The sequence below is a fragment of the Pandoraea eparura genome (assembly GCF_902459725.1).
Lineage (GTDB): Bacteria > Pseudomonadota > Gammaproteobacteria > Burkholderiales > Burkholderiaceae > Pandoraea > Pandoraea eparura.
In genome coordinates this window covers 95,049-117,643 of record NZ_CABPSH010000009.1, presented here as the reverse complement: position 1 = coordinate 117,643, position 22,595 = coordinate 95,049, and the positions used below count along the sequence as shown (strand labels likewise).

Below are 22,595 nucleotides of genomic sequence, written 5' to 3'. Positions count from 1 at the left end.
GCGTCGCCGCTGCGGCGTGCCAGCCAGACTATGCAGATCGAACTTCGCTTTTTTGCCAGTGTCCGCGAGGCGCTCAATGTCGCTGAGGAGCATGTGGAGGTTCCCGCCGGGATTGCCACGGTGGGAGACGTGCGCCAGTGGCTGTGCCGCCGCGGCCCGGCCTGGGCCGAGGCGCTTGGCGAGCAGCGTGCGTTGCGCATGGCGCTCAACCATACGATGGTGCCGGCGACCACACGCCTGACCGACGGGTGCGAGGTCGCGTTCTTCCCGCCCGTGACGGGCGGTTGAGCCAACGTTCCCCGCCCATCTCAGCGAACCATCGGACAGGAGGCACTGCCAGTATGCCCATTCGTGTACAGACCGAGGATTTCGACCTGTCGGAGGAGGTGCGCCGGCTGCGTGCCGACGACCTGCGCGTCGGGGCCATCGCGAGCTTTGTGGGCACGGTGCGCGATTTGAACGACGGCAACGATGTCTCGCGCATGACGCTCGAACACTATCCGGGCATGACGGAGAAGGCGCTGGAGGCGATCGTCGAGCAGGCGCGGGCGCGCTGGCGACTGTTCGATGCGCTGGTGATTCACCGCTACGGTGACCTGGGACCCGGCGATCAGATTGTGCTGGTGGCGGTGACCTCTGCCCACCGGGGCGACGCGTTCGCCGCCTGCGAGTTCATCATGGACTACCTGAAGACCGAGGCGCCGTTCTGGAAGAAGGAAGCCACGCCGCAGGGCGAGCGCTGGGTTGACGCGCGCGAGACCGATACGGCTGCGCGTGAGCGTTGGACGACCGAAGGGACGTCCGGGTCGACCGGAAAGCGCTGAATTCTTCTTTGATTTTCAAGTAACGTCGTCGAAGATTTCCTATCTTCGCCGATAATGTCATTCGTGAGGCCGTGCGTGCCTTGCCTGCTTCACGCTGTCCAGTAGCGCTCGTTGCGCCGGGGGCAGGGCGTATTCCCATCCGAACAAATTCAACTGCAGGCTCTCCGCGATCCGGATGGCCGGTTCCGCGAAGGCAAAGGCGGCCTGCGGTTCGAAGAGCCCGTCCAGCGTATCGAAGAAGAGGGCGAGCCAGCGGCTGAAATGCTCACCGCTCAGGTGGCCAAACGGCTGATGCGCCTGCGTCACATTGCCGCGGTAGCGTTTGGCGCCGAGCACGATGCTGGACCAGAACGCCACCATTTTTTCCAGATGGATGTCCCAGCGACCTTCGAGTGCCTGACGGAACACCGGGCCGAGCATGTCGTCGTCGCGAATGCGTCCGTAGAAGGTGTGCACAAGCAGACGCACGGCGTCTTCGTCGATTTCGGCGAGGCGTGTGGCGGGCCAGGGGTCCGGGCGTTGGCGGGAGGTTTGCGTAGACATTTCGATGGGCACCCGGGCGGGCACGCCGGTGATTCCCGGCGTCCTGGCGTCACCGTGACGCGTGGTGCGTGAGGCTGAAAATCGCTATTATGAGCTTCAAATCCGGGCGTGTCCCGCGGCGGCTTCCTGTCACCCATCCGGTCTCTATTGAGCGCCGCTGCCGCTGATGCCGACCCGTTCCGGTTTTGCGCGACATGGCAATCGTCGCGCTGCCATGCCCCCTTGAAACCGCAGGGGCTTGTCCGCACATCCGATCCAGAGAGAATTCTTAACGGAGCACCCGATGCGACAAGACAAATTCACCACGCAGTTCCTGGAAGCGCTGGCTGATGCCCAAAGCATGGCAGTCGGTCGCGACCAGCAATACATCGAGCCGCTGCACCTTCTCGCGGCGCTGATCGCACAACCCGAGGGCGCCGCACGCTCGTTGCTGCAGCGCGCCGGCGTGCAGGTGCAGCCGCTCGCGCACGATATCGAGACGGCCATCGCGAAGCTGCCGCAGGTGCAGGGCACCGACGGCAACGTGCAGGTCGGCCGCGAACTCGCAGGCCTGCTCAATCAGGCCGACAAGGAAGCGCAGAAGCATGGCGACAGCTATATCGCCAGCGAAATGTTCCTGCTGGCGCTCGCCGACGACAAGGGCGACACCGGCAAGCTCGCCCGCGCCCGGGGCCTGACGCGCAAGTCGCTCGAAGCCGCCATCGAAGGCGTGCGCGGCGGCCAATCCGTCAACAGCCAGGACGCCGAGAGCCAGCGCGAAGCCCTCAAGAAATACACACTCGATCTGACCGAGCGCGCGTCGCTCGGCAAGCTCGATCCGGTGATCGGCCGCGACGATGAGATTCGCCGCACGATCCAGATTCTGCAGCGCCGCACGAAGAACAATCCGGTGCTCATCGGCGAACCCGGCGTGGGCAAGACCGCCATCGTGGAAGGGCTTGCGCAGCGCATCGTCAACGGCGAAGTGCCGGAGTCGCTCAAGAACAAGCGCGTGCTCGCCCTGGACATGGCGGGGCTGCTCGCCGGCGCGAAATTCCGGGGGGAATTCGAGGAGCGTCTGAAGAGCGTGCTCAGCGACATCGCCAAGGATGAAGGCCGCACGATCCTGTTCATCGACGAAATTCACACGATGGTCGGCGCCGGCAAGGCCGAAGGCGCCATGGACGCGGGCAACATGCTCAAACCGGCGCTCGCACGCGGTGAACTGCACTGCATCGGCGCGACCACGCTCGACGAATATCGCAAGTACATCGAGAAGGACGCCGCGCTGGAGCGCCGTTTCCAGAAGGTGCTCGTCGACGAGCCGAGCGTCGAGGCGACCATCGCGATTCTGCGTGGCCTGCAGGAAAAGTACGAGCTGCACCACGGCGTGGAGATTACCGACCCGGCCATCGTGGCCGCGGCGGAACTCAGCCAGCGCTACATCACCGACCGGTTCCTGCCGGACAAGGCCATCGACCTGATCGACGAGGCCGCGTCGAAGATCAAGATGGAGATCGACTCGAAGCCGGAAGTGATGGACAAGCTCGACCGTCGTCTGATCCAGTTGAAGATCGAGCGCGAAGCCGTCAAGAAGGAAACCGACGAAGCGTCGCAGAAGCGCCTGGCGCTGATCGAGGAAGAGATCTCGCGTCTGGAGCGCGAGTACGCCGACCTTGAAGAAGTGTGGACGGCGGAGAAGGCGGCGGTGCAGGGCAGCGCCCAGGTCAAGGAAGAGATCGACCGCGTGCGTGCCGACATCGCGAAGCTGCAGCGTGAGGGCAAGCTCGACAAGGTGGCCGAGCTGCAATACGGCAAGCTGCCACAGCTCGAAGCGCAGTTGAAGGACGCCGATGCGGCCGAAGCGGCCGGTCAGCAGGCGCATCCGCGTTTGTTGCGCACGCAGGTGGGCACCGAAGAGATTGCCGAAGTGATCTCGCGCGCCACCGGCATTCCGGTCTCGAAGATGATGCAGGGCGAGCGCGAAAAGCTGCTCCACATGGAAGACAAGCTGCATGAGCGTGTGGTCGGGCAGGACGAGGCGATTACCGCCGTGTCCGACGCCATCCGGCGGTCGCGTGCCGGGCTGTCGGATCCAAATCGTCCGTATGGGTCGTTCCTGTTCCTCGGGCCGACCGGTGTGGGCAAGACCGAGCTGTGCAAGGCGCTGGCGATGTTCCTGTTCGATGCCGAGGATCACCTCATCCGCATCGACATGAGCGAGTTCATGGAGAAACATAGCGTCGCGCGGTTGATCGGCGCGCCGCCGGGCTATGTCGGTTATGAAGAGGGTGGCTACCTGACGGAAGCCGTGCGTCGCAAGCCGTACAGCGTGATCCTGCTCGACGAAGTCGAAAAGGCGCACCCGGACGTGTTCAACGTGTTGCTGCAGGTGCTTGACGACGGACGCATGACCGATGGTCAGGGCCGCACGGTGGACTTCAAGAACACCGTGATCGTGATGACGTCGAATCTTGGGTCGTCGATGATCCAGTCGATGGTCGGCGAGCCGCAGGAGCGCATCAAGGACGCCGTGTGGGGGGAGATCAAGGATCACTTCCGTCCGGAGTTCCTGAATCGCATCGACGAAGTCGTGGTGTTCCACGGTCTCGATCAAAAGCACATCGAGTCGATTGCCACGATCCAGATCGAGATCCTGCGTCAACGTCTGGCCAAGCTCGACATGACGCTCGAGGTCAGCAAGGCGGCGCTTACGCACGTGGCACGCGAGGGCTTCGATCCGGTGTTCGGGGCACGGCCGCTCAAGCGGGCGATCCAGCAGGAGATCGAGAACCCAGTCGCCAAGCTGGTGCTGGCGGGCACGTTCGGGCCGAAGGACACCATCCCGGTCGACTGGCGCAACGGGCGATTCACGTTCGATGGCGGCGCTGCCCGGCAGGCGGACGAGGTGAGCCAGGTGAGCCAGGTGAGTCAGGTGAGCGATGAGACTGAACCGGCCGCCAAGTAAGCCCGGGTGTGGCGTTCACCGCGCCTCGTAAGATCAGCACAATCCGCACGCGCTATCCCCGCGTTCCGACAGGCACGCGGGGATTTTTTCGTCGACCGGTGACGCGCGCCGCGCTCAATCGTGCAGGAAACGTCGTCTTGCCGGCGGTCTGCGGGTGCATCCCCATCCGCGCGACGGGATGTCGCAACGTGATCCATGATGCGCACCGTCGTGCAGCTTGCCAAGGCCTCGCCGTCGGGTGGTCGACGTGGGACTCACTCGTTTATGGGGCTGTCGGCGCGCACGGAGGGCGCGTCGGGTGCGGTGGCGAAGAACTCGCTGGGGGTGCGGCCGAAAGTGCGTTTGAACATCGCGGAAAATGCGCTCTGGCTGCGATAGCCCAATTCTCGGGCGATGCGCGCCAACGGATATCCCTTCGACGCCATCGGAATGGCCTGTGCCAGCACGACCTGCTGGCGCCACTGCACGAAGCTCATGCCGAGTTCCTGCCGGAACAGCCGGCCGATGGTGCGTGGGCTCGCGCCGGCGTAGCGGGCCCATTGATCGAGCGTCCAGGTGCGGGCCGGGTCGGCCAGCATGGCGTTGCACAGCGTAAGCAGCCGCTTGTCGCGCGGTAGCGGCACCGCCAGCGGCAGCGGCGACGCGCGCCGCAGTTCGTCGAGGATCAGTGCGCCCAGCAACTGTTCGCGAGGGGCATCGAGTGCGGCCTCGGGCACGTCAATGGCGGCGATCAACTCGCGCAGCAGCGCCGAGACTTCCACGACGCGGCAATGATCCAGACCCGTTGGGACGACGTCAGGATGGACGTACAGCGTGCGCAAGTACGAGGGCTCGTTGACCTGCAGACTGTGCATGACGTTTGGCGGAATCCAGATGGCACGAGAAGGCGGCACGATCCACGCCGCGTCGGCCACCGCGATCTGAATGACGCCGCGCGGCGTGTACGCGACCTGAGCCCAGGCATGCTGATGATCGGGGACACGGATGCCGTCGCGCAGCGGCCGCGCGCGCAATCGCACCGGACGCTCGCGAGTCGGCGTGAACGCCATCGGCACGACGTGCGCTCCGGGGTCGGCCGGTGTGTCGGCGTCGAGATCGAGGTTGGGCGGTTGGACGTCCCACGGATCGGACGGCGCGGGCATGGGGGTGGGCATGGCGTAATCGCGACAATTTGGGTTTCATCAGTGTAAATCAGCCGTGCGTGGCAGTTCGCGCGAGTTGGGCTGCCATGAGAAAACTTGACCCTGTGCAGCCAACACGTCCTTCGCAGGACGCATGCGCACCGTAGCTTTCCGAGCGGCAATGACGTTATGCTTGATGGCAGTGCGCGGCAGACGACGTGTGGTCCGACGCGTCGCCGTCGTTTCCGCGTTCCCGCTTTTTCCAATCTGAATGCTCGTGATGAACACTGCAACGCGTGACCGGTATGACGCCCATGTCGCCGATGACGCCCACGGCTTGCTAGGCACGCAAGATTCGAACGACGAGGCGATCTACGTTTTCGTCTATGGCACGCTGCGTGCTGGGGAAATCAACGACGTGACGTATGCGGCCGAGCGTCACGGCATCGAGGCGCCCGTGTATGTCGGTACCACGTCTCTCGGCGGGCGGCTCTACGATTTCGGTGACTACCCGGGCATGGTGTTCGACGCCGCCGCGGGTGACGGCCACGACGCGGGCCGTGTGATCGGCGATGTTTATCGCATCGCGGCGGCGCTGGTGCCCGTGCTCGACGAGATCGAAGCGGTGTATCCGGGCGAGGCCGGGTTGTTCGTTCGCGAAATGCACGACGTTGCCTGTGAAGGCGCCACGTATCCCTGCATCGTCTATCCGGTGAGCGAAGCGGCCGTGCGCCAATTGCCGCGGATTGCCGGCGGGGACTGGGTCACGTATCGCCTTGCGCGCGACGGCAGCGCGGCCTGACCCTGGCGTCGCTACGGCTACCTTTGCTGCCACTGCCGTCGCTGCTGCCCGGGAGTCCCGGGAGTCCCGACAGTCCCGACAGTCGTCGCGCGTGAGCGACACGTGCTATCGGAGGTCAGCGGATGGCTGCGGCAACGATGCCCGAAAGCGGAACGGATTCAGCGAGGTGCCGACGTCGTAGTGATCGATGCCGTCCACTCGCTTGAGCCCCCGCGCCAGTCCGACCGTGAGCGGCAGTACCAGCCATTGCATGGCGCACTTGAAGACGAATTCGAGTCCGGCCATGCGGGCCATCGCGTCCAGGTCGAGCACGTAGGCGAACGCCACCACCACGAAGACGACCGTATCGAGCAGCGCGGCAAGCGCGCTGCCGAGCATGATGCGAAGGCCCGCGAGCCGTCCGCGCATCGCCACCTTCATGCGCGCGAGCGTGGCGGCGTTCGCGAACTCGCCCACGAAGCACGCCGAGACCGACGCCAGGAACATATGCGCGATGGCCTCGTACCAGTGGCGCTGCACCTCGTCCGTGAAGCCCGTTTGTTCCGCCCAGGCCCCTTCGGTCGGCAGCAGGGTCATCAGCCATAGAAAGCCGATCATCACCAGATTGGCCGCGAGACCGCTCCAGATGACGATACGACTGATGCGATAGCCGTAGACCTCCGTGAGCACCGACGCAAACAGGTAAGCAAACGGGAAGCTGATGAGGGCGGCCGAGAACGTCAGGCGCAGCGGCTCGCCTCGGACCGACCAAGGCAGGGTGACCTCGCACACGCGCGCGCCGAGGGCATTCGAGATCAGCAGGAAGCTCACGAAGGCAATCGCGAGCACGATCACGGCCGGCGTCATGCGCGTGGCCTGGCGCGCGGTGAGCGCGGCGGGAAGGGGAGGCGTGCAGACAGTAGCGGTCATTGGCGAATGGTGCGCAGGTTGGTGAGGGCGATGGCGTGCGTCGAGCGTACGGGATTGATATCGAGTCCGTAACGTCGCGTGAAACGTGCGCCGACTGCCAGCCGCGTTGGCGCGCATCGCGCGAGGACGTCGCTGAAGAGTGTCTCCACGCATTGTTCGATGAGCATTGCACTATCGCGAAACGACAGCACATACGCCAACAGCGAGCGACGACAGATCGGCGCGCCCGTGTAGTCGAACCAGACGGTGCCGTAGTCGACGCCCTCGGTGAGCGGGCATCGCACGCTCAGCAGGTCGGAGACCAGGCATTCGCGAAGCGGCGACGCCTGCGTCGTGTCGGCATCGCTGGTCAGGCACAGGAGATCCGCCTGCACGCCGCCGCGTATCACGCTGACCGGCGCCAGATCGAGGCTTTCCGTGTCCGGCCCGCAGGCGGCCGTGGTGCGAACGGCTTGCCTGACCGGCGTCGTGCGCACGAGCACGTAAGCCTGCAGGCAGCGTGACAACTCGCCCGCCACGTGCGCTTCCAGCGCATCGGGTGATTCGAAGCATTGCTCGCGCAGCGCCAGAAAATAGTGTTGCGCGTTCGACATCTCCAGGGTGTAAGGGGAATCGCAGGGAATCACGAGTTCCGCAACGGCGATCTGGGGCCGCTCATGCATGTCGAGCCACGCAACCTCGTAGTGATTCCAGAGGTCGTACCCGCGCGGCACCACTGTCGGCGATGCGTCGGGCGAGGCGTCGGGCGAGGCGGTCTGCGACGTCGCCCGGTGTTGATATCGGGCGCGGGGAATCGGATGAAGGATGGGGTTCTGGCTGAGCGGCGGCGGGGCGCACAGGGGCCGCGCCTCCTGAGGGGAGAGGGCGCGCGAATCGTGATACGTCATGGATGTGAAATCTCCGATCGATCGGTCAATCACCATATCGCGCGGCATCGGGTTTGTTCAATGCGAGGATTCCGAAAACTGGCTGGCCGTGAGTGACTCACGACGGGCGGCAATCAGGTTTGACGACGAACGCAACCGTGCCAGCGTCGCCATGTCCGATTTTGACCAGCAGGCCGGGCGCCGATGTGGGACGATTCACGCGTTCCCATCCTTCCCGACGGTCATTGGTGCCGTCTTCCCGACCATGCGTTCGTCCGACATTGCCCGTTTGCTGACGCTCTCCGCCATCTGGGGCGCGAGTTTTCTTTTCATGCGCATCATTGTCCCGGTGCTCGGGCCGCTGCCTACGGCGTTCCTGCGTGTGACCCTCGGCGCCATCGGTCTGGCAGTGATCCTGCTCGTGTTGCGCGTGCGCTGGACGTTCAAGGGACGGCTCGGCGCGTCGATGGCGCTCGGCGTGATCAATTCCGGCATCCCGTTCGTGATGTACTGCCTCGCCGCGCGCGTGCTGCCGGCCGGATACTCGGCAATTCTCAACGCGACCACGCCGCTCATGGGCGTCGTTATCGGCACGCTGTTCTTCCGGGAGCGTCTGACCGGGGCCAAGGGGCTGGGCGTGTTGCTCGGACTCGCCGGGGTTGCGGTACTGACACGCACCGGGCCGGTCACGATGTCGGGGCCGGTACTCATGGGGGCGCTGGCATGCCTCGTGGCCACGTCCTGCTATGGGCTGGCGGGTTATCTGACCAAGCGCTGGATTTCCGAGCGCGGCGGCCTCGATGCGAAGCTGGTCGCCTTCGGCAGCCAACTGGGCGCGGCCGTCGTGCTGCTGCCGTTCTTCGGCTACGTGTCGGCGACGTCCGGCATGCCCGGCCCAGCCACCGGCGGCGTCTGGGCCGCGATGGCCGCGCTCGGCTTCCTGTGCAGCGCGGTGGCCTATATGTTGTTCTTCCGGCTGATCGCGGATCTGGGCCCGCTGCGCTCGCTGACCGTCACGTTCCTCATTCCGCCGTTCGGCGTGCTGTGGGGCGCGTTGTTCCTGAATGAAGCGGTGACGATGGCGCACGTCTTCGGCGGCTGTTTCATCGCGCTCGCCGTGTGGCTCGTGTGCAAGCCGCCCAAGTCGCTGCCGGCGCCCCGTCGGGCGGCATCGTAATCACCGTTCCCGGGCGCGTTCGCCCGGTCGCGCACCCCGTTGATAAAGCCGGGACGCGCTGTCACCGGCTTTTTTCATGATGTGGAATGGTCTTGCGGTGCGTAAAAATTTGCGCTGCTTGGCACAACGGTGTAATTTCAGGAGGGGAAATATCATTTCATATAAAGAAATTATTCTCATATATCATTGATTAATATCGATAAAAAATATTCGATGACATCGTAATTCGTTCTGTTGCGTTGCGTGAGAAATCTCTAAACTCTTATACAAGACCTGCCGATTTTGAGACCCCGACAGCGGTCAACCGCGGTTCCGGCGATGCCCAGGCAGCGAAGCGTCACCCGCTTGATTTGTATCGATACACCAGGAGAGATCATCATGACGACGCGCCAGGAGCAAGTGGAGCAACTCGAGCAGGACTGGGCGACCCATCCGCGCTGGAAGGGCATCAAGCGCGGCTACTCGGCCGACGACGTGGTGCGCCTGCGTGGTTCGATCCAGCCGGAACAAACGCTTGCCCGCCGCGGTGCGGAGCGTCTGTGGCGCATGATCAACGACGAGCCGTTCGTGAACGCGCTGGGTGCGCTGACTGGCAACCAAGCCATGCAACAGGTCAAGGCGGGCCTCAAGGCGATCTATCTGTCGGGCTGGCAGGTGGCCGGCGACGCGAACATGGCGGGCGAAATGTACCCCGATCAGTCGCTGTATCCGGCCAACTCGGTGCCGCAAGTCGTGCGCCGCATCAACAACACCTTCACACGTGCCGACCAGATTCAGTGGTCGGAAGGCAAGAATCCGGGTGACGAGGGCTATATCGATTACTTCGCGCCGATCGTGGCCGATGCGGAAGCCGGCTTCGGCGGCGTGCTCAACGCCTTCGAGCTGATGAAGGCCATGATCGAAGCGGGCGCCGGCGGCGTGCACTTCGAAGACCAGCTCGCGTCGGTCAAGAAGTGCGGCCACATGGGCGGCAAGGTGCTCGTGCCGACGCGCGAAGCCGTGGCCAAGCTGGTGGCGGCGCGCCTGGCGGCCGACGTGCTTGGCGTACCCACTGTCCTGATTGCGCGCACCGACGCCGAAGCGGCTGACCTGATCACCGCCGATGTCGATCCGCTCGATCAGCCGTTCTGCACCGGCGAGCGTACGGTCGAAGGCTTCTACCGCACGCGCAATGGCCTCGATCAGGCGATTGCCCGCGGTCTGGCCTACGCGCCTTACGTCGATCTGGTGTGGTGCGAGACCGGCAAGCCGGATCTCGAATTCGCCAAGCAGTTTGCCGAGGGCATCCACAAGCACTTCCCGGGCAAGATGCTTTCGTACAACTGCTCGCCGTCGTTCAACTGGAAGAAGAACCTCGACGACGCAACCATCGCCAAGTTCCAGAAGGAACTCGGTGCGATGGGCTACAAGTTCCAATTCATCACGCTGGCTGGCTTCCACAGCCTGAACTACTCGATGTTCAACCTGGCGCATGGCTATGCCCGCCGTCAGATGAGCGCCTTCGTGGAGTTGCAGGAAGCCGAATTCGCGGCGGCCGACAAGGGTTTCACCGCCGTCAAGCACCAGCGCGAGGTGGGGACGGGCTACTTCGATGCCGTCACGCAGACGATTGAGCGTGACGCCTCGACCACGGCCCTGAAAGGTTCGACGGAGGACGAACAGTTCTTCGACGAGAAGAAGGCACAGGTCAAGGCAGCCTGACAAGGCTGAGGGAGGGCGCGGTGCGCCCCCTCGCGGCGATGCGCGTGGGGGCACATCGTCAGCGAGGGGGGAACGACACTGCGCCATGACCGCGCGTCCGGCCTATCCGGCCGGGGCGGTCCTGACAGCGGTCCCGTCGCGGTCAGGGTTGCGATGCACGCCTGAACGAGAGGAGGCTCGTGAGCGTATCCCGCTCACGGGCCTTTTTTCATGCGCCGCCGAGTCGGCGGCCCGCGATCAGCGATAGACGAGGACCGGAATCTTGGAGTGCACGAGAACGCGTTGCGTCTCGCTGCCGAGCAGCAGACTGGTGAGCCCGCGCCGTCCGTGGGAGGCCATCAGGATGACATCGCAGCCATGGCGTTGCGCCGCGTCGATGATGCCCAGATAAGGCGCCGGGAAGGTGGAACTGTCGCGCTCGAACGGCACGCCCGCCGCCGCGGCGGCTTCGGCCAGCTTGTCGAGATGCGCGCATGCCTCGTCGGCAATGCGTTCGCTGAAGGTGGCCGGCGCTTCCAGCACATACTCGCTGAAAGGGGAGTACGGATACTCCGCAAGACAGCAATAGCCCGTCACCTTTGCGCCGAGCGCGCGCGCCAGTTCGAGTCCGCCCGTGACCGCTTTTTCGGAAAGCTCCGAGCCGTCGGTCGGAATGAGGATGTGGGTAAACAGCATATGACCTCCCGCAGTTGGCGTTGCTGAACACGCGTTCACAGGCTCGCGCAGGTATCACGGTCTTGCATCCCGTCCGCCGTCCCGAGGCAGTCGATGCCATTCGGTGCCATTCAATGCCGTCGAGCCTGCGCATTGCCAGCGGACCCTTCGTTTCGATTCTATGGCTTTGGCGCGACGCAACAACGGGGGCAAACCCGATAGTCCCGATAGGGCGGTGATTCCTCACGCCCCCTCACACCGCCGCGCGTCGCCGCTCATAGGTCCGCGCTGGGCGACGCGATGGGCACCGCGTCATCTTGCCAGTAGACCGAACTGCTGTAGTGATGCTTGAGGTGGTCGATGAACAGGCGCACGCGCAGCGGCAGATGGCGGCGTTGCGGGAACACGGCATGAATGCCGATGGGCGGCGCGGCAAAGTCGTCGAGCACGCTCATGAGCCGGCCCGCCCGGATGTCGTCGCCCACCTCCCACCACGAGCGCCACGCGAGGCCGTAGCCGTCCAGGCACCAGTCGTGCAGCACGGCGCCGTCCGTGCATTCCATCGTGCCGTTCACACGGATGGTCACGACCTTGCCGTCCTGCGAGAAGGTCCAGCCGCGCTGTTGATTAGCCGTCGATCCGAAGGCGAGGCAGTTGTGACGGGCGAGGGCGTCGAGCGATTCGGGGCGTCCGTGTCGTGCGAGATATCCCGGCGACGCCACGCACACGCGCCGGTTCTCGCCCAGGCGCAGCGACACGAGGCTCGAATCGGGCAACTCACCCAGCCGGATCGCGCAATCGAAGCCTTCGTTGACCAGATCGACAAGACGGTCGGAGAGGTCGAGCGTGAGCGTGACGTCCGGATGCGATTCGATGAACACCGGCAGCAGCGGGGCGACGTGCCGTCGCCCGAACCCGGCCGGTGCCGAGAGCCGCAGATGGCCGCTGGCCTTGACCCCGCCCGCCGATACGGCGGCCTCGGCGTTGTGCATCTCGTTGAGAATGCGTTGGCAGTCCTCGAGAAACGCCGATCCTTCGAACGTGAGCGTGACCCGCCGCGTCGTGCGCACGAGCAGCTTCACGCCCAGGCGGGACTCGAGCGCATCGATGCGCCGCCCGATCACGGCCGGCGCCACCCCTTCGAGTGCGGCGGCCGCAGACAGACTCCCCTTGGCGGCCACGGCGACGAACGTTTCGATTTGTTTGAAGCGATCCACGCGGCGGATTATGTACTAAAAAGTCAAAGATAAAGTGATTTTTGTGCGCTTTTATGGCGCCTGCCATCAATAATACAATTGGCAGGCAATGACAAGTGATATTGAGTGATACCCAGGTTATGGCTTCGCGTATTCAGGCAGTGATTTTTGATGCTTACGGCACGTTGTTCGACGTATATGCCGTCGCGGCGGCCGCCGAGCAGCAGTTCCCGGGCCGCGGGGCGGCGCTTGCCGAGCTGTGGCGGGCGAAGCAGATCGAATACACGCAACTGCGCACGCTGTCGGGCCCGCGTGGCGAACGCTACCGCCCGTTCTGGGACATCACCATCGACGCGCTGCGCTATGCCGCCGCCCGCCTGAACCTCACGCTCTCGCCCGTCGCCGAGAAGCGGTTAATGGACGAATACACCTGTCTGTCCGTTTTCCCCGAGAACCCGTCCGTGCTGCGCGCCTTGCGTGCGAAGGGTCTCAGGCTCGGCGTGCTCTCGAACGGCGATCCGCGCATGCTCGACGTGGGCCTGAAGAGCGCCGGGATCAAGGACTTGTTCGAGCACGTGCTGTCGGTCGACGCCGTACGCAAGTTCAAGACCGCCCCGGAGGCCTATCAACTCGGCCCCGACGCGTTCGGCCTGCCTGCCGACGCCATCGTTTTCGTCTCCAGCAACGGCTGGGACGTGGCCGGTGCCACCTGGTTCGGTTACCCGACGTTCTGGGTCAACCGGGCCGGGCTGCCGGTCGAGCAACTCGGCGTGACGCCGCAAGGGATGGGGCGCGACATGCGCGACTTGCAGCGGTTCGTCGACGCAGTGACGGGAGCGCGCGCCTGACGCCCAACGCGGCGTGAGGCCTTGTGCAAAGCCCCTGACGTTTTTCCTTGCGGCGCACTCCCTTATATAAATCAAGATCGTTGGAGATCCCCGATGTCCCTGATTCTGCCCCCCGGCATGCAACTACATGTCGATGCCAGCACCGATATTCGTCCTGAGTACGAAGCGATCCTGACCCCCGAGGCGCTTGCGTTCATCGTCAAGCTGCACCGCGCCTTCGAGCCGCGCCGTCAGGCCTTGCTCGCCGCCCGCACGGCGCGCGCTGCACGACTCGACGCCGGCGAGGTGCCCGACTTCCTGCCCGAGACGAAAGCGATCCGCGACGGCGACTGGCGCATCGCGCCGTTGCCGGCGGCGTTGCAATGCCGTCGTGTGGAAATCACGGGGCCGGTCGAGCGCAAGATGATCATCAACGCGCTGAACTCGGGGGCGGACAGCTACATGACCGACTTCGAGGACTCGAACACGCCGAACTGGCATAACCAGTTGCAAGGGCATATCAACGTGCGCGACGCCGTGCGCGGCACCATCAGTCTCGAACAGAACGGCAAGCGTTACGCCTTGAACGACAAGGTCGCCACACTGATCGTGCGTCCGCGCGGCTGGCATCTCGACGAGAAGCACGTGAGCGTGGACGGTGTCCGCATGTCGGGCAGCCTGTTCGACTTTGGTCTGCATGTGTTCCATAACGCCAAGGCGTCGCTCGAGCGCGGCTTCGGGCCTTACTACTATCTGCCGAAGCTGGAGAGCCACCTCGAGGCGCGTCTGTGGAACGACGTGTTCGTGCTTGCTCAAAACGAGCTGGGCCTGGCGCAGGGCACGATCAAGGCGACGGTGCTCGTCGAGACCATTCTCGCTGCGTTCGAAATGGACGAGATCCTCTACGAGCTGCGTGAGCACAGTGCGGGCCTGAACGCCGGCCGCTGGGACTACATCTTCTCGTGCATCAAGAAGTTCAAGGTCGATGCCGACTTCTGCCTGGCCGATCGCAGCCGCATCAACATGACGGTGCCGTTCATGCGCGCCTACGCGTTACTGCTGCTCAAGACGTGCCATCGTCGCCATGCCCCGGCCATTGGCGGCATGAGTGCGCTGATTCCGATCAAGAACGATCCGCAGGCCAACGAACTGGCGATCGCCGGTATTCGTGGCGACAAGGCACGCGACGCTGCCGACGGTTACGACGGTGGTTGGGTGGCGCACCCGGGTCTTGTGCCCGTGGCGATGGAAGAGTTCGTCAAGGTGCTGGGCGATCGCCCGAACCAGATCGACAAGCAACGCGACGATGTGAGCGTCAAGGGGCGCGACCTGCTCGCGTTTCAGCCCGAAGGGCCGATCACCGAGGCGGGCCTGCGCAACAACATCAACGTCGGCATCCACTATCTCGGGGCGTGGCTGGCCGGCAATGGCTGCGTGCCGATTCACAACCTGATGGAAGACGCGGCAACGGCCGAGATTTCGCGCTCGCAGGTGTGGCAGTGGATCCGCTCGCCGAAGGGCAAGCTCGACGACGGCCGCAAGGTCACCGCCGAGCTGGTGCGCGAGCTGATTCCGCAAGAGCTTGCCAACGTGAAGGAGCTTGTGGGGCAAGTGGCGCCGACGTACGACCGGGCGGCCATCATCTTCGAGCAGATGAGCACAAGCGACGACTTTGTCGAATTCCTCACGCTGCCGCTGTACGAAGTGGTCTGACACGCTGAGCCGGTTCGACGAGCGCCTAAGCGGGCCGGGATCGACGGGTAGTGCCGCAGTGATGCCGTGGTAGTGCGGCGGTAGTGCAGTGGTAGTGCAGTGGTAGTGCGGCGAGCTTCGCCGCCTGAATGGGACGATGGCAACATCGTCCCATTTTGTATTGGGCGCGCGCTTTGTCTTGTTCGAGAGGCCGCGCTACACTGAACGCCGACGTATCTGTCCTCGTCCAGCTCGTCCGAATTTTCAGGATTGCCGTTGCGCTCGCGCGCGACGTTGACGACGCCCCGACCTTTGTTCACGTGAGGATGCCGATGTCGCTCGACTCTCCCGATGATGCCCCCCGAACCCTGCCGAACGGTTCACGCGCGCAGCCCCTTGCGCCGCATCGTGCGCCGCGTGGTCTCGGCAAGGTCGTAGAGACGCGCCCGGATGTGCTGCGCGGCCTGTACCCACCGATCGAACCCTTCGAGAGCGGCATGCTCGACGTCGGTAATGGGCACCGCATTTACTGGGAGCGGTGTGGCGATCCGAACGGCAAGCCGGCGGTGTTTCTGCATGGCGGTCCGGGCGGAGGATGCTCGCCGGAGCACCGTCGGTTGTTCGATCCGGCGCAATACTGCATCACACTATTTGATCAGCGTGGCTGCGGGCGCTCGGTGCCCCATGCGAGTCTCGAGCACAACACCACATGGGATCTGGTGGACGACATCGAGCGCTTGCGCGTCAAGTTTGGATACGAGCGTTGGCTGGTGTTGGGCGGCTCGTGGGGCAGCACGCTGGCCCTGGCCTATGCGCAGGCGCATGTCGAACGGGTGAGCGAATTGATCGTGCGCGGTATCTTCACCGTGCGCCGCGACGAGTTGCACTGGTACTACCAGAAGGGTGCGTCGTGGCTGTTTCCGGATCGCTGGGAGTCGTTCCTCGCGCCGATCCCGCTCGAAGAGCAGGGCGATCTGATGCGCGCGTACCAGAAGCGCCTGACGCATCACGATGACGCGGTGCGCATCGAGGCGGCACGCGCTTGGAGCGTATGGGAGGGGAGCACCATCACGCTTCTGCCTGACGAGCCTCTTGCCGAGGCGTTCGGCGATCCGCGCTACGCGATTGCGTTCGCGCGCATCGAGAACCATTACTTCGTCAACGATGGTTTTTTCGTGCCGAATCAGTTGATCGACGGCGCGCACCGACTGCGCGACATTCCGGGTGTGATTGTCCAGGGGCGCTACGACGTGGCCACGCCCGCGCGCACCGCGTGGGAATTGCACAAGGCCTGGCCGGAAGCGGATTTCTACTGGGCGCCCGACGCCGGGCATGCCTTCAACGAGCCCACCATCCTGCACTGGTTGATCGAAGCGACCGATCGGTTTGCATCAGCACCGTGAGATCGACGGCGATGCCTGACGATGATCGAATGGCGCGGCTTGTGTCTGCGCCCCGTCATCTCGCGACCGAGCGTGCATAAGCAAAAACCCCGGCGTTGACGGTTGACGTCAACATCCGGGGTTTTCGCGGATTTGCGCAGGACCGAGGTATCACCGGTCCTGTCGGCATCCTACCGCTCAGTCGTCGCGACGCTTGTTGAAGCCGCCGCCGTTGCCGTTGCGATTGCCGTAGCCGCGGTCTTGACGCGGGGCGTCGAAGCTGCGGTTGCCACGATCCTGGCGGTAGCCGCCTTCGGCCTGGCGCGGAGCGCGACGCTCGAAGCGGTCGGTTGCGCTGCCGTTCGAGAAGCCGTTGCCACCATTGCCGCCATTACCCGCGCCGCTCTGCTGGTAGCCCTCTTGGAAGCCATTGCCCTCGCGACGCTCGAACGGCGCACCGGCCGGCTTGTTGCCGCCGAAACGCTGACCGCCCTGATAACCGGCGCTACCGCTGCCGCCATTGCCGCTGCTGTTGGCGTGACGCGGGCCGTTATTGCTCCAGCGGCCGCCGCCGTTGCCTTGGCCGTGACGCGGACCGCCGCGGCCCTGGCCCGGACGCTTGCCGCCGGCACCGGCCTTCGGCGCGGCACGGCGCGGTTCGAAGCCGGCCACGACGTTCACCGGCAGCAGCTCACGCGTATAGCGTTCGATGCGACGCACCGCACCGATTTCGGCGTGTGCGGCCAGGCTCACGGCCACGCCACGACGACCGGCACGGCCCGTACGGCCGATTCGGTGAACGTAGTCTTCCGCGAACTTCGGCAGATCGTAGTTGAACACGTGCGTGATGCCCGGCACGTCGATGCCGCGTGCGGCCACGTCGGTGGCGACCAGCACGCGCACACGACGCTCGCGCAGCGCGCGCAGCGTCCGGTTACGCACGCCTTGCGGCATGTCGCCGTGCAGGGCGGCGCTGTCGAAACCGGCTTGTTCGAGCTGGTCGGCGATCAGATCGGCGTCGCGCTTGGTCGACGTGAAGACGATGGCCTGGTCGAGCGAGTCGTTGCCGAGCAAGTGCGTGAGCAGACGATCCTTGTGGGCGCGGTCGTCCACGTAGTGGAGCGTTTGCTCGATGTTGGCGTTGGTGCGCTGATCGGAACCGCGCGTGATCTCGATGGTTTCCGGATCGCGCAGCAGACGACGCGTGATTTCGCCCATGCGGCCGTCGATCGTTGCCGAGAACAGAAGCGTCTGGCGCGATTCGGGCGTGGCGTCGACAATGGTCTGGATGTCGTCGATGAAGCCCATGTCGAGCATGCGATCGGCTTCGTCGAGCACCAGCATCATCAGTTGCGACAGATCGATCTTGCCGCTGGAGATGTGATCGAGCAGACGGCCCGGCGTGGCCACGATGATCTCGGGCTGCTTGGCCAGCATTTCAAGCTGACGCGGGTAGGGCATGCCGCCCAGAATGCTCACCGTGCGCAGACGGCGCAGTTGCTTGCCGTACGTGTCGGCAGCGGTCGACACCTGTTGCGCCAGTTCACGCGTCGGCGTGAGCACGAGCAGCAGCGGTTGCGCGGCAACGCGACGCACGCGTTGGCCCTTGCGCGGCTTTTCACCCGGCTCGGCCGGCTGGTTGCGCGGATGCGCGGCCGGGGCGCGGCTGTTCAGCTCGCCGCTGGCCTGCATTTCCGCGAAGCGGTGGATGGCGGGCAGCATGAAGGCGGCCGTCTTGCCGGAGCCCGTCGGGCTCGACACGAGCAGATCGCGACCGGCGAGCGCAGCGGGAATCGCGCGCTGCTGCACCGGCGTCGGGTGGGTGTAGCCGGCGGTGGTGAGTGCCGACAGAATCGCTGCGTTCAGGCCGAGTTCGGCGAACGTGGGCTTGCCGTCTTCGCTGGCTGCCGGCGCGGCATCAGCAACAATAGCGTCGATGTTTTCTTCGGACGAAGGGAAATACGTCTGCGCGAGCGCAGACATCTTGGAAGTTTGTTCCATGAAGCCTCTTGCGGATCAAAAAGGTGATGTCGGGGCGTTGGCGCCAATCGGCAAACCCAATTCGTCGCAAGCAGGAAGCAAATCGCGGATGGGGCAGAAAGCGGATCGAAATCCGTATCGTAAGCCAGGGACGGTGGCGGGTCGTTCCTTGTCAGGAACGCCAGTACCGGCAAGAACTACAGCGGCTTATCACAGGATTGGGGCAAAACGCAGTTTTTCGTCACTTTACGGGAGGTTCACTAACGTCCCGCGAAGCGAAGCGCGGATTATAGCAGCGTTTTGAGAAAAGTGCACGTTCGGATTTGCACGGGGTGATGTGGGGCGTGGGTGTCGGTGAGCGACAGGCGATGCGCGATGTCGCGTCGGTCCCGCTAGGTGGCTCGCGGTTCACCCGATTACAATAGCGCCATGTCTTCGATTACGCTTCTCGCCCTCGACACCTCGACCGAATTCTGTTCGGTTGCCGTATACCGTCACGATCCCGCCAGCGGTACGCCGGCCCTTGTGGTCGAGCGTCACCTCGATACCGGTCCGGTCTCCAGTACGCATATCCTGCCCGCCGCACGCGACGTGCTGCGCGAGGCCGGCATTACGCTTGCCGAATGCAACGCGATTGCCTTCGGCGCGGGCCCGGGGTCGTTTACCGGGTTGCGCACGGCCTGCGGTGTCGCGCAAGGTCTGGCGTTTGGCGCCGGGCTGCCCGTGGTGCCGGTCGGTACGTTGCTCGCGTGTGCCGAAGCCGCGCGCGCGTTGCACGCCGACACGCAACGCGTGCTGGTGGCGCTCGATGCGCGCATGAACGAGGCCTATTGGGCCGATTACGTCTGGGACACGGCAGCGGGAGACTGGCGCGAAGTGCAGCCGCCATCGCTCGATGCTGCCGAGCAGGTGTGCGCGCCCGACGCGGCATTCGTCGTCGCGGGCAATGCTGCGGTGGCGTTTGGCGATCGTCTGCAGGCGAGCGCGCAGGCGCAAGCGGTGTTGGCCGACGCCATGCCGCGAGCCCGTTACGTCGCCGCGCTCGCCGCCCGCGCCTTTGTGCGGGGCGAGGCCATTCCCGCCGATCAGGCGATGCCGGTGTACATCCGCAACAAGGTGGCGCAAACGACGGCCGAGCGCGAGGCGATCAAGCAGGCGGCTGCAAAGGCGGCTGAGGCGACTCAAGCCGAGCAGGCCGAGCGGGCCAAGCCGGCAAACGGCCCGGAGGTGCGCTGATGCGCCAGGCCGGCCCGAACCATTATTCGCCGATGACGTTGGCCGATCTCGACGAGGTCGTGTCCGTCGAAGTGCGCGCGTACCCGTATCCCTGGACGCGCCAGAATTTCACCGATTCGCTCGACGCCGGGCATCAGGGCGTTTGCCTGCGCGCGGTCGACGGCACACTGCTTGGTTATTTCCTGTTGATGCCGGTCGTCGACGAGTCGCATTTGCTCAACGTGTGCGTCGCCCCGGAAATGCAAGGCAATGGGCTGGGCGTGCAGTTGCTCGAAGAGGTGGTGCGCGTCTCGCGTGCGCAGGGCATGGGCGGCGTGTTGCTGGAGGTGCGCCCGTCGAACGTGCGGGCGCTGCGCATCTACGAGCGTTTCGGCTTCGTGCAGATTGGCCGCCGCAAGGGATACTATCCGGCGAACGGGCGTCGTGAAGACGCCATTGTGATGCGTCTGACGTGGGAGACCGACCGTGCCGTGGCCTAAAGCGATTCTGGAAGAGTTCGGGCTATGGCCAGTGTGGATGTCGCACGAGGCTGTGGCCAAGGCGGCAACGGCCGCCGGGCAGGAGAGCGACGTGGCAACAGTCGCCGATGTGTCGGCCCCGCAGGGCGACGTGCCCGCCGACGATCTGCCGCCGTGGGACGTGGCTCCGGGCGTCGCCCCGACGATGGCGCGTCCTGCCGCACGTGCCGCGACGTTGGACAACGTGCCGGTTGCGCCTGCCCGACGTGAGACAGCCCCGGCGATGGCGCCGACACCGATATCCGCGCCGCGCAGCGGCAATCGTCGCGTGACGGATCTGCCCCCCGACGACAGGCCGATGTGGCTCGACAGCGATGGCAACGGTGACGGCGATGCGGCCGCCGATGCCGCGTTGTGGTCGATCATGCGCGATGCGGGCGAGACCGAGGCGCCGTCGCGTCCTGCGCTGCCGGGTGTCGAGACGCTCGATTGGGAGGCGCTGACGGAGCGCGTCGCCAATTGCCGCCTGTGCGGCTTGTGCGAGACGCGCACGCAGACGGTGTTCGGCGTGGGCGACCGCGAGGCCGATTGGCTGCTCGTGGGGGAAGCGCCGGGCCAGCAAGAGGATTTGCAGGGCGAGCCGTTCGTCGGACAGGCCGGCAAGCTGCTCGACAACATGCTGCGCGCCGTGACATTGCAGCGCGGCGAGAACGTGTACATCGCCAACGTGCTCAAGTGCCGTCCGCCGAACAACCGAGATCCCGAAGCGGACGAAGTGGCGAGCTGCGAGCCGTACCTGAAGCGCCAGGTGACGCTGCTCAAACCGCGCGTGATCGTGGTGATGGGCCGCTTCGCCGCACAGAGCCTTTTGCGCACGCAGGCGAGCATTGCCAGCCTGCGCGGGCGAGTGCATGAGTATGAGGGCGTGCCGGTGATCGTGACCTACCATCCGGCCTACCTGCTACGCAGTTTGCCCGACAAGGCCAAGGCCTGGACGGATTGGTGCCTGGCGCGGGCCACCTACGAGACCGTGTGCGAATCGACCCCGTCCAACCCGCCTACGGCGAACTGATCGAGACGCTGCGCGAGGCGCCGGTGCGCGACCTCGCGTGGCTGCTGTTGTCCGCCGACCTGCTCAGCGCCAGCCGCTTTCCCGCAGCGCTGGCGCAGTTCGATGGCGCGCCGGCGGTGGCCAATGCGACCGGCGAGCCTGCCGCCCCGGTTGATCCGGCTGCCCCGACTACCCCGACTACCCCGGCTGATCGGGTGGATCCGGCAGCGGGCATCGCGCCCGCGGCGCCCCCCGGCATCGCCGAACCCATCCCCCATTCCCGGCATCACACGCGTTTGCAAGACTGGCTGCTGACGTGTGATGCCGACGTCGACCCGTTGCGCGAATTTCTGGCGCGTGGCGAAAGCCACCGCCTGGGCCGTTACGCGGAGCAGCTATTGCATTTCGCTCTGCTGCACAGCCCTCGATTCGACCTGCTCGCAGCGGGTTTGCAGGTGCGCGACGCCCGGCGCGGCAACATGACGCTCGGCGAGTGCGACTTCCTGCTGGCGCGTCGCGCAGACCGACAATTGCTGCATTGGGAATTGGCGGTGAAGCTGTACCTGTTCGTGCCGCCCGCGACACCGTCGCCGGCGCTTGACGAGCGCGCCGTGCAGTTCCATTGGCTTGGGCCGAACCTGGCCGACAGTCTGGCCGACAAGGTGGCGCGGTTGCTCGATCATCAGTTGCGCCTGACAACGCTTGAAGCCGCGCGAAGTGCCTTGCCCGCCGTCGGTCCGTGGTTGCCGCAAGTGTATCTGAAGGGCTGGTTGTTCCATCCGCTCGCGCAACCAGGACAGTTGCCGGCAGTCGCGTCCGAAGCGCACGGTCGCGGTTGGTGGGCAACGCTCGATGCGTGGTGGGCGCACGCGCAGTCGACGCCCAGCGAAGCCGTCGCAGCGCGCGAGCGCCGATGGGCATTGCTGCCGCGTGCTCGTTGGCTGGCGCCGGCGCGTGTCAGCGATTCAGCGGCGCTCTCGCTTGCCGCGATGCATGCCCGAATCGAGACGCATTGGCGCGAGCGCGGCATTGCCGAGCCGTTGCTGATCGTCTCGTTGACCCGGCCGGCAGGCGAGGGGGATTGGTTCGAAGGCGAGCGCGGCTTTATCGTGCCGGATTTCTGGGCGCCGCGTGCCCGGCATCGCATTGAAGAATTGAGCGAACGCGCCGATGCGGCGGCGCGACGCGCGCTCGCACAGAGTGCTGACGATGGCGCGCCGTCGATCTGA

The 22,595-nt window shown here is 65.0% G+C and carries 20 protein-coding genes; 13 read left to right on the top strand and 7 right to left on the bottom strand.

All coding sequences use genetic code 11. The features are described from left to right. Positions 1 to 30 precede the first annotated feature (30 nt). Together moaD and moaE are read left to right on the top strand one after the other, a co-directional pair. Positions 31 to 288: a molybdopterin converting factor subunit 1 gene (moaD, locus tag PEP31012_RS17295; protein ID WP_150590540.1), complete on the top strand. Its 258-nt coding sequence runs from the start codon at positions 31 to 33 to the stop codon at positions 286 to 288. 53 nt (positions 289 to 341) lie between these two features. Next, positions 342 to 824: a molybdopterin synthase catalytic subunit MoaE gene (gene moaE / locus PEP31012_RS17290; protein ID WP_150590539.1), complete on the top strand. Its 483-nt coding sequence runs from the start codon at positions 342 to 344 to the stop codon at positions 822 to 824. Between the two features lie 57 nt (positions 825 to 881). Here moaE and PEP31012_RS17285 read toward each other — a convergent pair whose 3' ends face one another. Beyond that, the gene (locus PEP31012_RS17285) at positions 882 to 1,367 is read right to left on the bottom strand and encodes a group III truncated hemoglobin (RefSeq protein WP_150590538.1); all 486 of its coding nucleotides are present in this window, start codon (positions 1,365 to 1,367) and stop codon (positions 882 to 884) included. A gap of 283 nt (positions 1,368 to 1,650) precedes the next feature. Between PEP31012_RS17285 and clpB the strand changes: the two genes are divergently transcribed. Next, positions 1,651 to 4,314, top strand: a complete 2,664-nt coding sequence (clpB, locus tag PEP31012_RS17280; protein ID WP_246171354.1) for an ATP-dependent chaperone ClpB — start codon at positions 1,651 to 1,653, stop codon at positions 4,312 to 4,314. A gap of 254 nt (positions 4,315 to 4,568) precedes the next feature. On the opposite strand, the gene PEP31012_RS17275 is transcribed toward clpB, so the two are convergent. Beyond that, positions 4,569 to 5,468 (bottom strand): AraC family transcriptional regulator, encoded by a 900-nt coding sequence (locus tag PEP31012_RS17275; protein WP_425494968.1) that lies wholly within the window; start codon positions 5,466 to 5,468, stop codon positions 4,569 to 4,571. Between the two features lie 247 nt (positions 5,469 to 5,715). On the opposite strand from PEP31012_RS17275, the gene PEP31012_RS17270 reads away from it, so the two are divergent. After that, on the top strand, positions 5,716 to 6,237 hold the full coding sequence (locus PEP31012_RS17270; protein ID WP_150590537.1) for a gamma-glutamylcyclotransferase family protein: 522 nt from the start codon (positions 5,716 to 5,718) through the stop codon (positions 6,235 to 6,237). Positions 6,238 to 6,342: 105 nt separating this feature from the next. Here the strand turns inward: PEP31012_RS17270 and PEP31012_RS17265 are convergent, their stop codons facing one another. Beyond that, entirely contained in the window at positions 6,343 to 7,146 is an 804-nt protein-coding gene (locus PEP31012_RS17265) for a queuosine precursor transporter (RefSeq protein WP_174978279.1), read from the bottom strand. Next, positions 7,143 to 8,033, bottom strand: coding sequence for an NADPH-dependent 7-cyano-7-deazaguanine reductase QueF (locus PEP31012_RS17260; RefSeq protein WP_174978278.1), 891 nt, complete (start codon positions 8,031 to 8,033; stop codon positions 7,143 to 7,145). The genes PEP31012_RS17265 and PEP31012_RS17260 overlap by 4 nt, the downstream gene beginning before the upstream one ends. A gap of 244 nt (positions 8,034 to 8,277) precedes the next feature. Here PEP31012_RS17260 and PEP31012_RS17255 point away from each other — a divergent pair, with 244 nt between their 5' ends. Together PEP31012_RS17255 and aceA are read left to right on the top strand one after the other, a co-directional pair. After that, on the top strand, positions 8,278 to 9,189 hold the full coding sequence (locus tag PEP31012_RS17255) for a DMT family transporter (RefSeq protein WP_174978285.1): 912 nt from the start codon (positions 8,278 to 8,280) through the stop codon (positions 9,187 to 9,189). A gap of 378 nt (positions 9,190 to 9,567) precedes the next feature. Further along, complete coding sequence (gene aceA, locus PEP31012_RS17250; protein ID WP_150590533.1) at positions 9,568 to 10,890, top strand: isocitrate lyase; 1,323 nt, start codon at positions 9,568 to 9,570, stop codon at positions 10,888 to 10,890. A 237-nt stretch (positions 10,891 to 11,127) separates the two neighbouring features. Here the strand turns inward: aceA and PEP31012_RS17245 are convergent, their stop codons facing one another. Next, the gene (locus PEP31012_RS17245; protein ID WP_174978284.1) at positions 11,128 to 11,562 is read right to left on the bottom strand and encodes a universal stress protein; all 435 of its coding nucleotides are present in this window, start codon (positions 11,560 to 11,562) and stop codon (positions 11,128 to 11,130) included. 257 nt (positions 11,563 to 11,819) lie between these two features. Next, positions 11,820 to 12,761: a LysR family transcriptional regulator gene (locus PEP31012_RS17240; protein WP_150590531.1), complete on the bottom strand. Its 942-nt coding sequence runs from the start codon at positions 12,759 to 12,761 to the stop codon at positions 11,820 to 11,822. 119 nt (positions 12,762 to 12,880) lie between these two features. Here PEP31012_RS17240 and PEP31012_RS17235 point away from each other — a divergent pair, with 119 nt between their 5' ends. The 3 genes from PEP31012_RS17235 to pip all read left to right on the top strand — a co-directional run bounded on the left by PEP31012_RS17235 (position 12,881) and on the right by pip (position 16,662). Next, entirely contained in the window at positions 12,881 to 13,588 is a 708-nt protein-coding gene (locus PEP31012_RS17235) for a haloacid dehalogenase type II (protein WP_150590530.1), read from the top strand. Positions 13,589 to 13,681: 93 nt separating this feature from the next. After that, entirely contained in the window at positions 13,682 to 15,280 is a 1,599-nt protein-coding gene (aceB, locus tag PEP31012_RS17230) for a malate synthase A (protein WP_150590529.1), read from the top strand. Between the two features lie 443 nt (positions 15,281 to 15,723). Then, the gene (gene pip, locus PEP31012_RS17225) at positions 15,724 to 16,662 is read left to right on the top strand and encodes a prolyl aminopeptidase (RefSeq protein WP_246171358.1); all 939 of its coding nucleotides are present in this window, start codon (positions 15,724 to 15,726) and stop codon (positions 16,660 to 16,662) included. Between the two features lie 177 nt (positions 16,663 to 16,839). On the opposite strand, the gene PEP31012_RS17220 is transcribed toward pip, so the two are convergent. Next, positions 16,840 to 18,624, bottom strand: a complete 1,785-nt coding sequence (locus tag PEP31012_RS17220) for a DEAD/DEAH box helicase (RefSeq protein ID WP_150590616.1) — start codon at positions 18,622 to 18,624, stop codon at positions 16,840 to 16,842. A 426-nt stretch (positions 18,625 to 19,050) separates the two neighbouring features. Here PEP31012_RS17220 and tsaB point away from each other — a divergent pair, with 426 nt between their 5' ends. The 4 genes from tsaB to PEP31012_RS17200 are packed head-to-tail and all read left to right on the top strand — an operon-like array spanning position 19,051 to position 22,595. Then, the gene (gene tsaB, locus PEP31012_RS17215; RefSeq protein WP_150590528.1) at positions 19,051 to 19,857 is read left to right on the top strand and encodes a tRNA (adenosine(37)-N6)-threonylcarbamoyltransferase complex dimerization subunit type 1 TsaB; all 807 of its coding nucleotides are present in this window, start codon (positions 19,051 to 19,053) and stop codon (positions 19,855 to 19,857) included. Next, positions 19,857 to 20,336 (top strand): ribosomal protein S18-alanine N-acetyltransferase, encoded by a 480-nt coding sequence (gene rimI, locus PEP31012_RS17210; RefSeq protein ID WP_150590527.1) that lies wholly within the window; start codon positions 19,857 to 19,859, stop codon positions 20,334 to 20,336. The genes tsaB and rimI overlap by 1 nt, the downstream gene beginning before the upstream one ends. Before the next feature lie 37 nt (positions 20,337 to 20,373). Then, the gene (locus PEP31012_RS17205; protein ID WP_425494971.1) at positions 20,374 to 21,387 is read left to right on the top strand and encodes a uracil-DNA glycosylase; all 1,014 of its coding nucleotides are present in this window, start codon (positions 20,374 to 20,376) and stop codon (positions 21,385 to 21,387) included. Continuing rightward, complete coding sequence (locus tag PEP31012_RS17200) at positions 21,348 to 22,595, top strand: DUF1853 family protein (RefSeq protein ID WP_174978276.1); 1,248 nt, start codon at positions 21,348 to 21,350, stop codon at positions 22,593 to 22,595. The genes PEP31012_RS17205 and PEP31012_RS17200 overlap by 40 nt, the downstream gene beginning before the upstream one ends.

What these genes read in the sequence shown, in the direction of transcription:
- PEP31012_RS17260 (WP_174978278.1), bottom strand. Translation starts at nt 8,033, where the DNA reads ATGACGTATCACGATTCGCGCGCCCTCTCCCCTCAGGAGGCGCGGCCC.
- PEP31012_RS17205 (WP_425494971.1), top strand. Translation starts at nt 20,374, where the DNA reads ATGTCGCACGAGGCTGTGGCCAAGGCGGCAACGGCCGCCGGGCAGGAG.
- moaD (WP_150590540.1), top strand. Translation starts at nt 31, where the DNA reads ATGCAGATCGAACTTCGCTTTTTTGCCAGTGTCCGCGAGGCGCTCAAT.
- moaE (WP_150590539.1), top strand. Translation starts at nt 342, where the DNA reads ATGCCCATTCGTGTACAGACCGAGGATTTCGACCTGTCGGAGGAGGTG.
- clpB (WP_246171354.1), top strand. Translation starts at nt 1,651, where the DNA reads ATGCGACAAGACAAATTCACCACGCAGTTCCTGGAAGCGCTGGCTGAT.
- PEP31012_RS17220 (WP_150590616.1), bottom strand. Translation starts at nt 18,624, where the DNA reads ATGTCTGCGCTCGCGCAGACGTATTTCCCTTCGTCCGAAGAAAACATC.
- PEP31012_RS17285 (WP_150590538.1), bottom strand. Translation starts at nt 1,367, where the DNA reads ATGTCTACGCAAACCTCCCGCCAACGCCCGGACCCCTGGCCCGCCACA.
- aceB (WP_150590529.1), top strand. Translation starts at nt 13,682, where the DNA reads ATGTCCCTGATTCTGCCCCCCGGCATGCAACTACATGTCGATGCCAGC.
- tsaB (WP_150590528.1), top strand. Translation starts at nt 19,051, where the DNA reads ATGTCTTCGATTACGCTTCTCGCCCTCGACACCTCGACCGAATTCTGT.
- PEP31012_RS17255 (WP_174978285.1), top strand. Translation starts at nt 8,278, where the DNA reads ATGCGTTCGTCCGACATTGCCCGTTTGCTGACGCTCTCCGCCATCTGG.
- aceA (WP_150590533.1), top strand. Translation starts at nt 9,568, where the DNA reads ATGACGACGCGCCAGGAGCAAGTGGAGCAACTCGAGCAGGACTGGGCG.
- PEP31012_RS17235 (WP_150590530.1), top strand. Translation starts at nt 12,881, where the DNA reads ATGGCTTCGCGTATTCAGGCAGTGATTTTTGATGCTTACGGCACGTTG.
- PEP31012_RS17265 (WP_174978279.1), bottom strand. Translation starts at nt 7,146, where the DNA reads ATGACCGCTACTGTCTGCACGCCTCCCCTTCCCGCCGCGCTCACCGCG.
- PEP31012_RS17275 (WP_425494968.1), bottom strand. Translation starts at nt 5,468, where the DNA reads ATGCCCACCCCCATGCCCGCGCCGTCCGATCCGTGGGACGTCCAACCG.
- PEP31012_RS17270 (WP_150590537.1), top strand. Translation starts at nt 5,716, where the DNA reads ATGAACACTGCAACGCGTGACCGGTATGACGCCCATGTCGCCGATGAC.
- rimI (WP_150590527.1), top strand. Translation starts at nt 19,857, where the DNA reads ATGCGCCAGGCCGGCCCGAACCATTATTCGCCGATGACGTTGGCCGAT.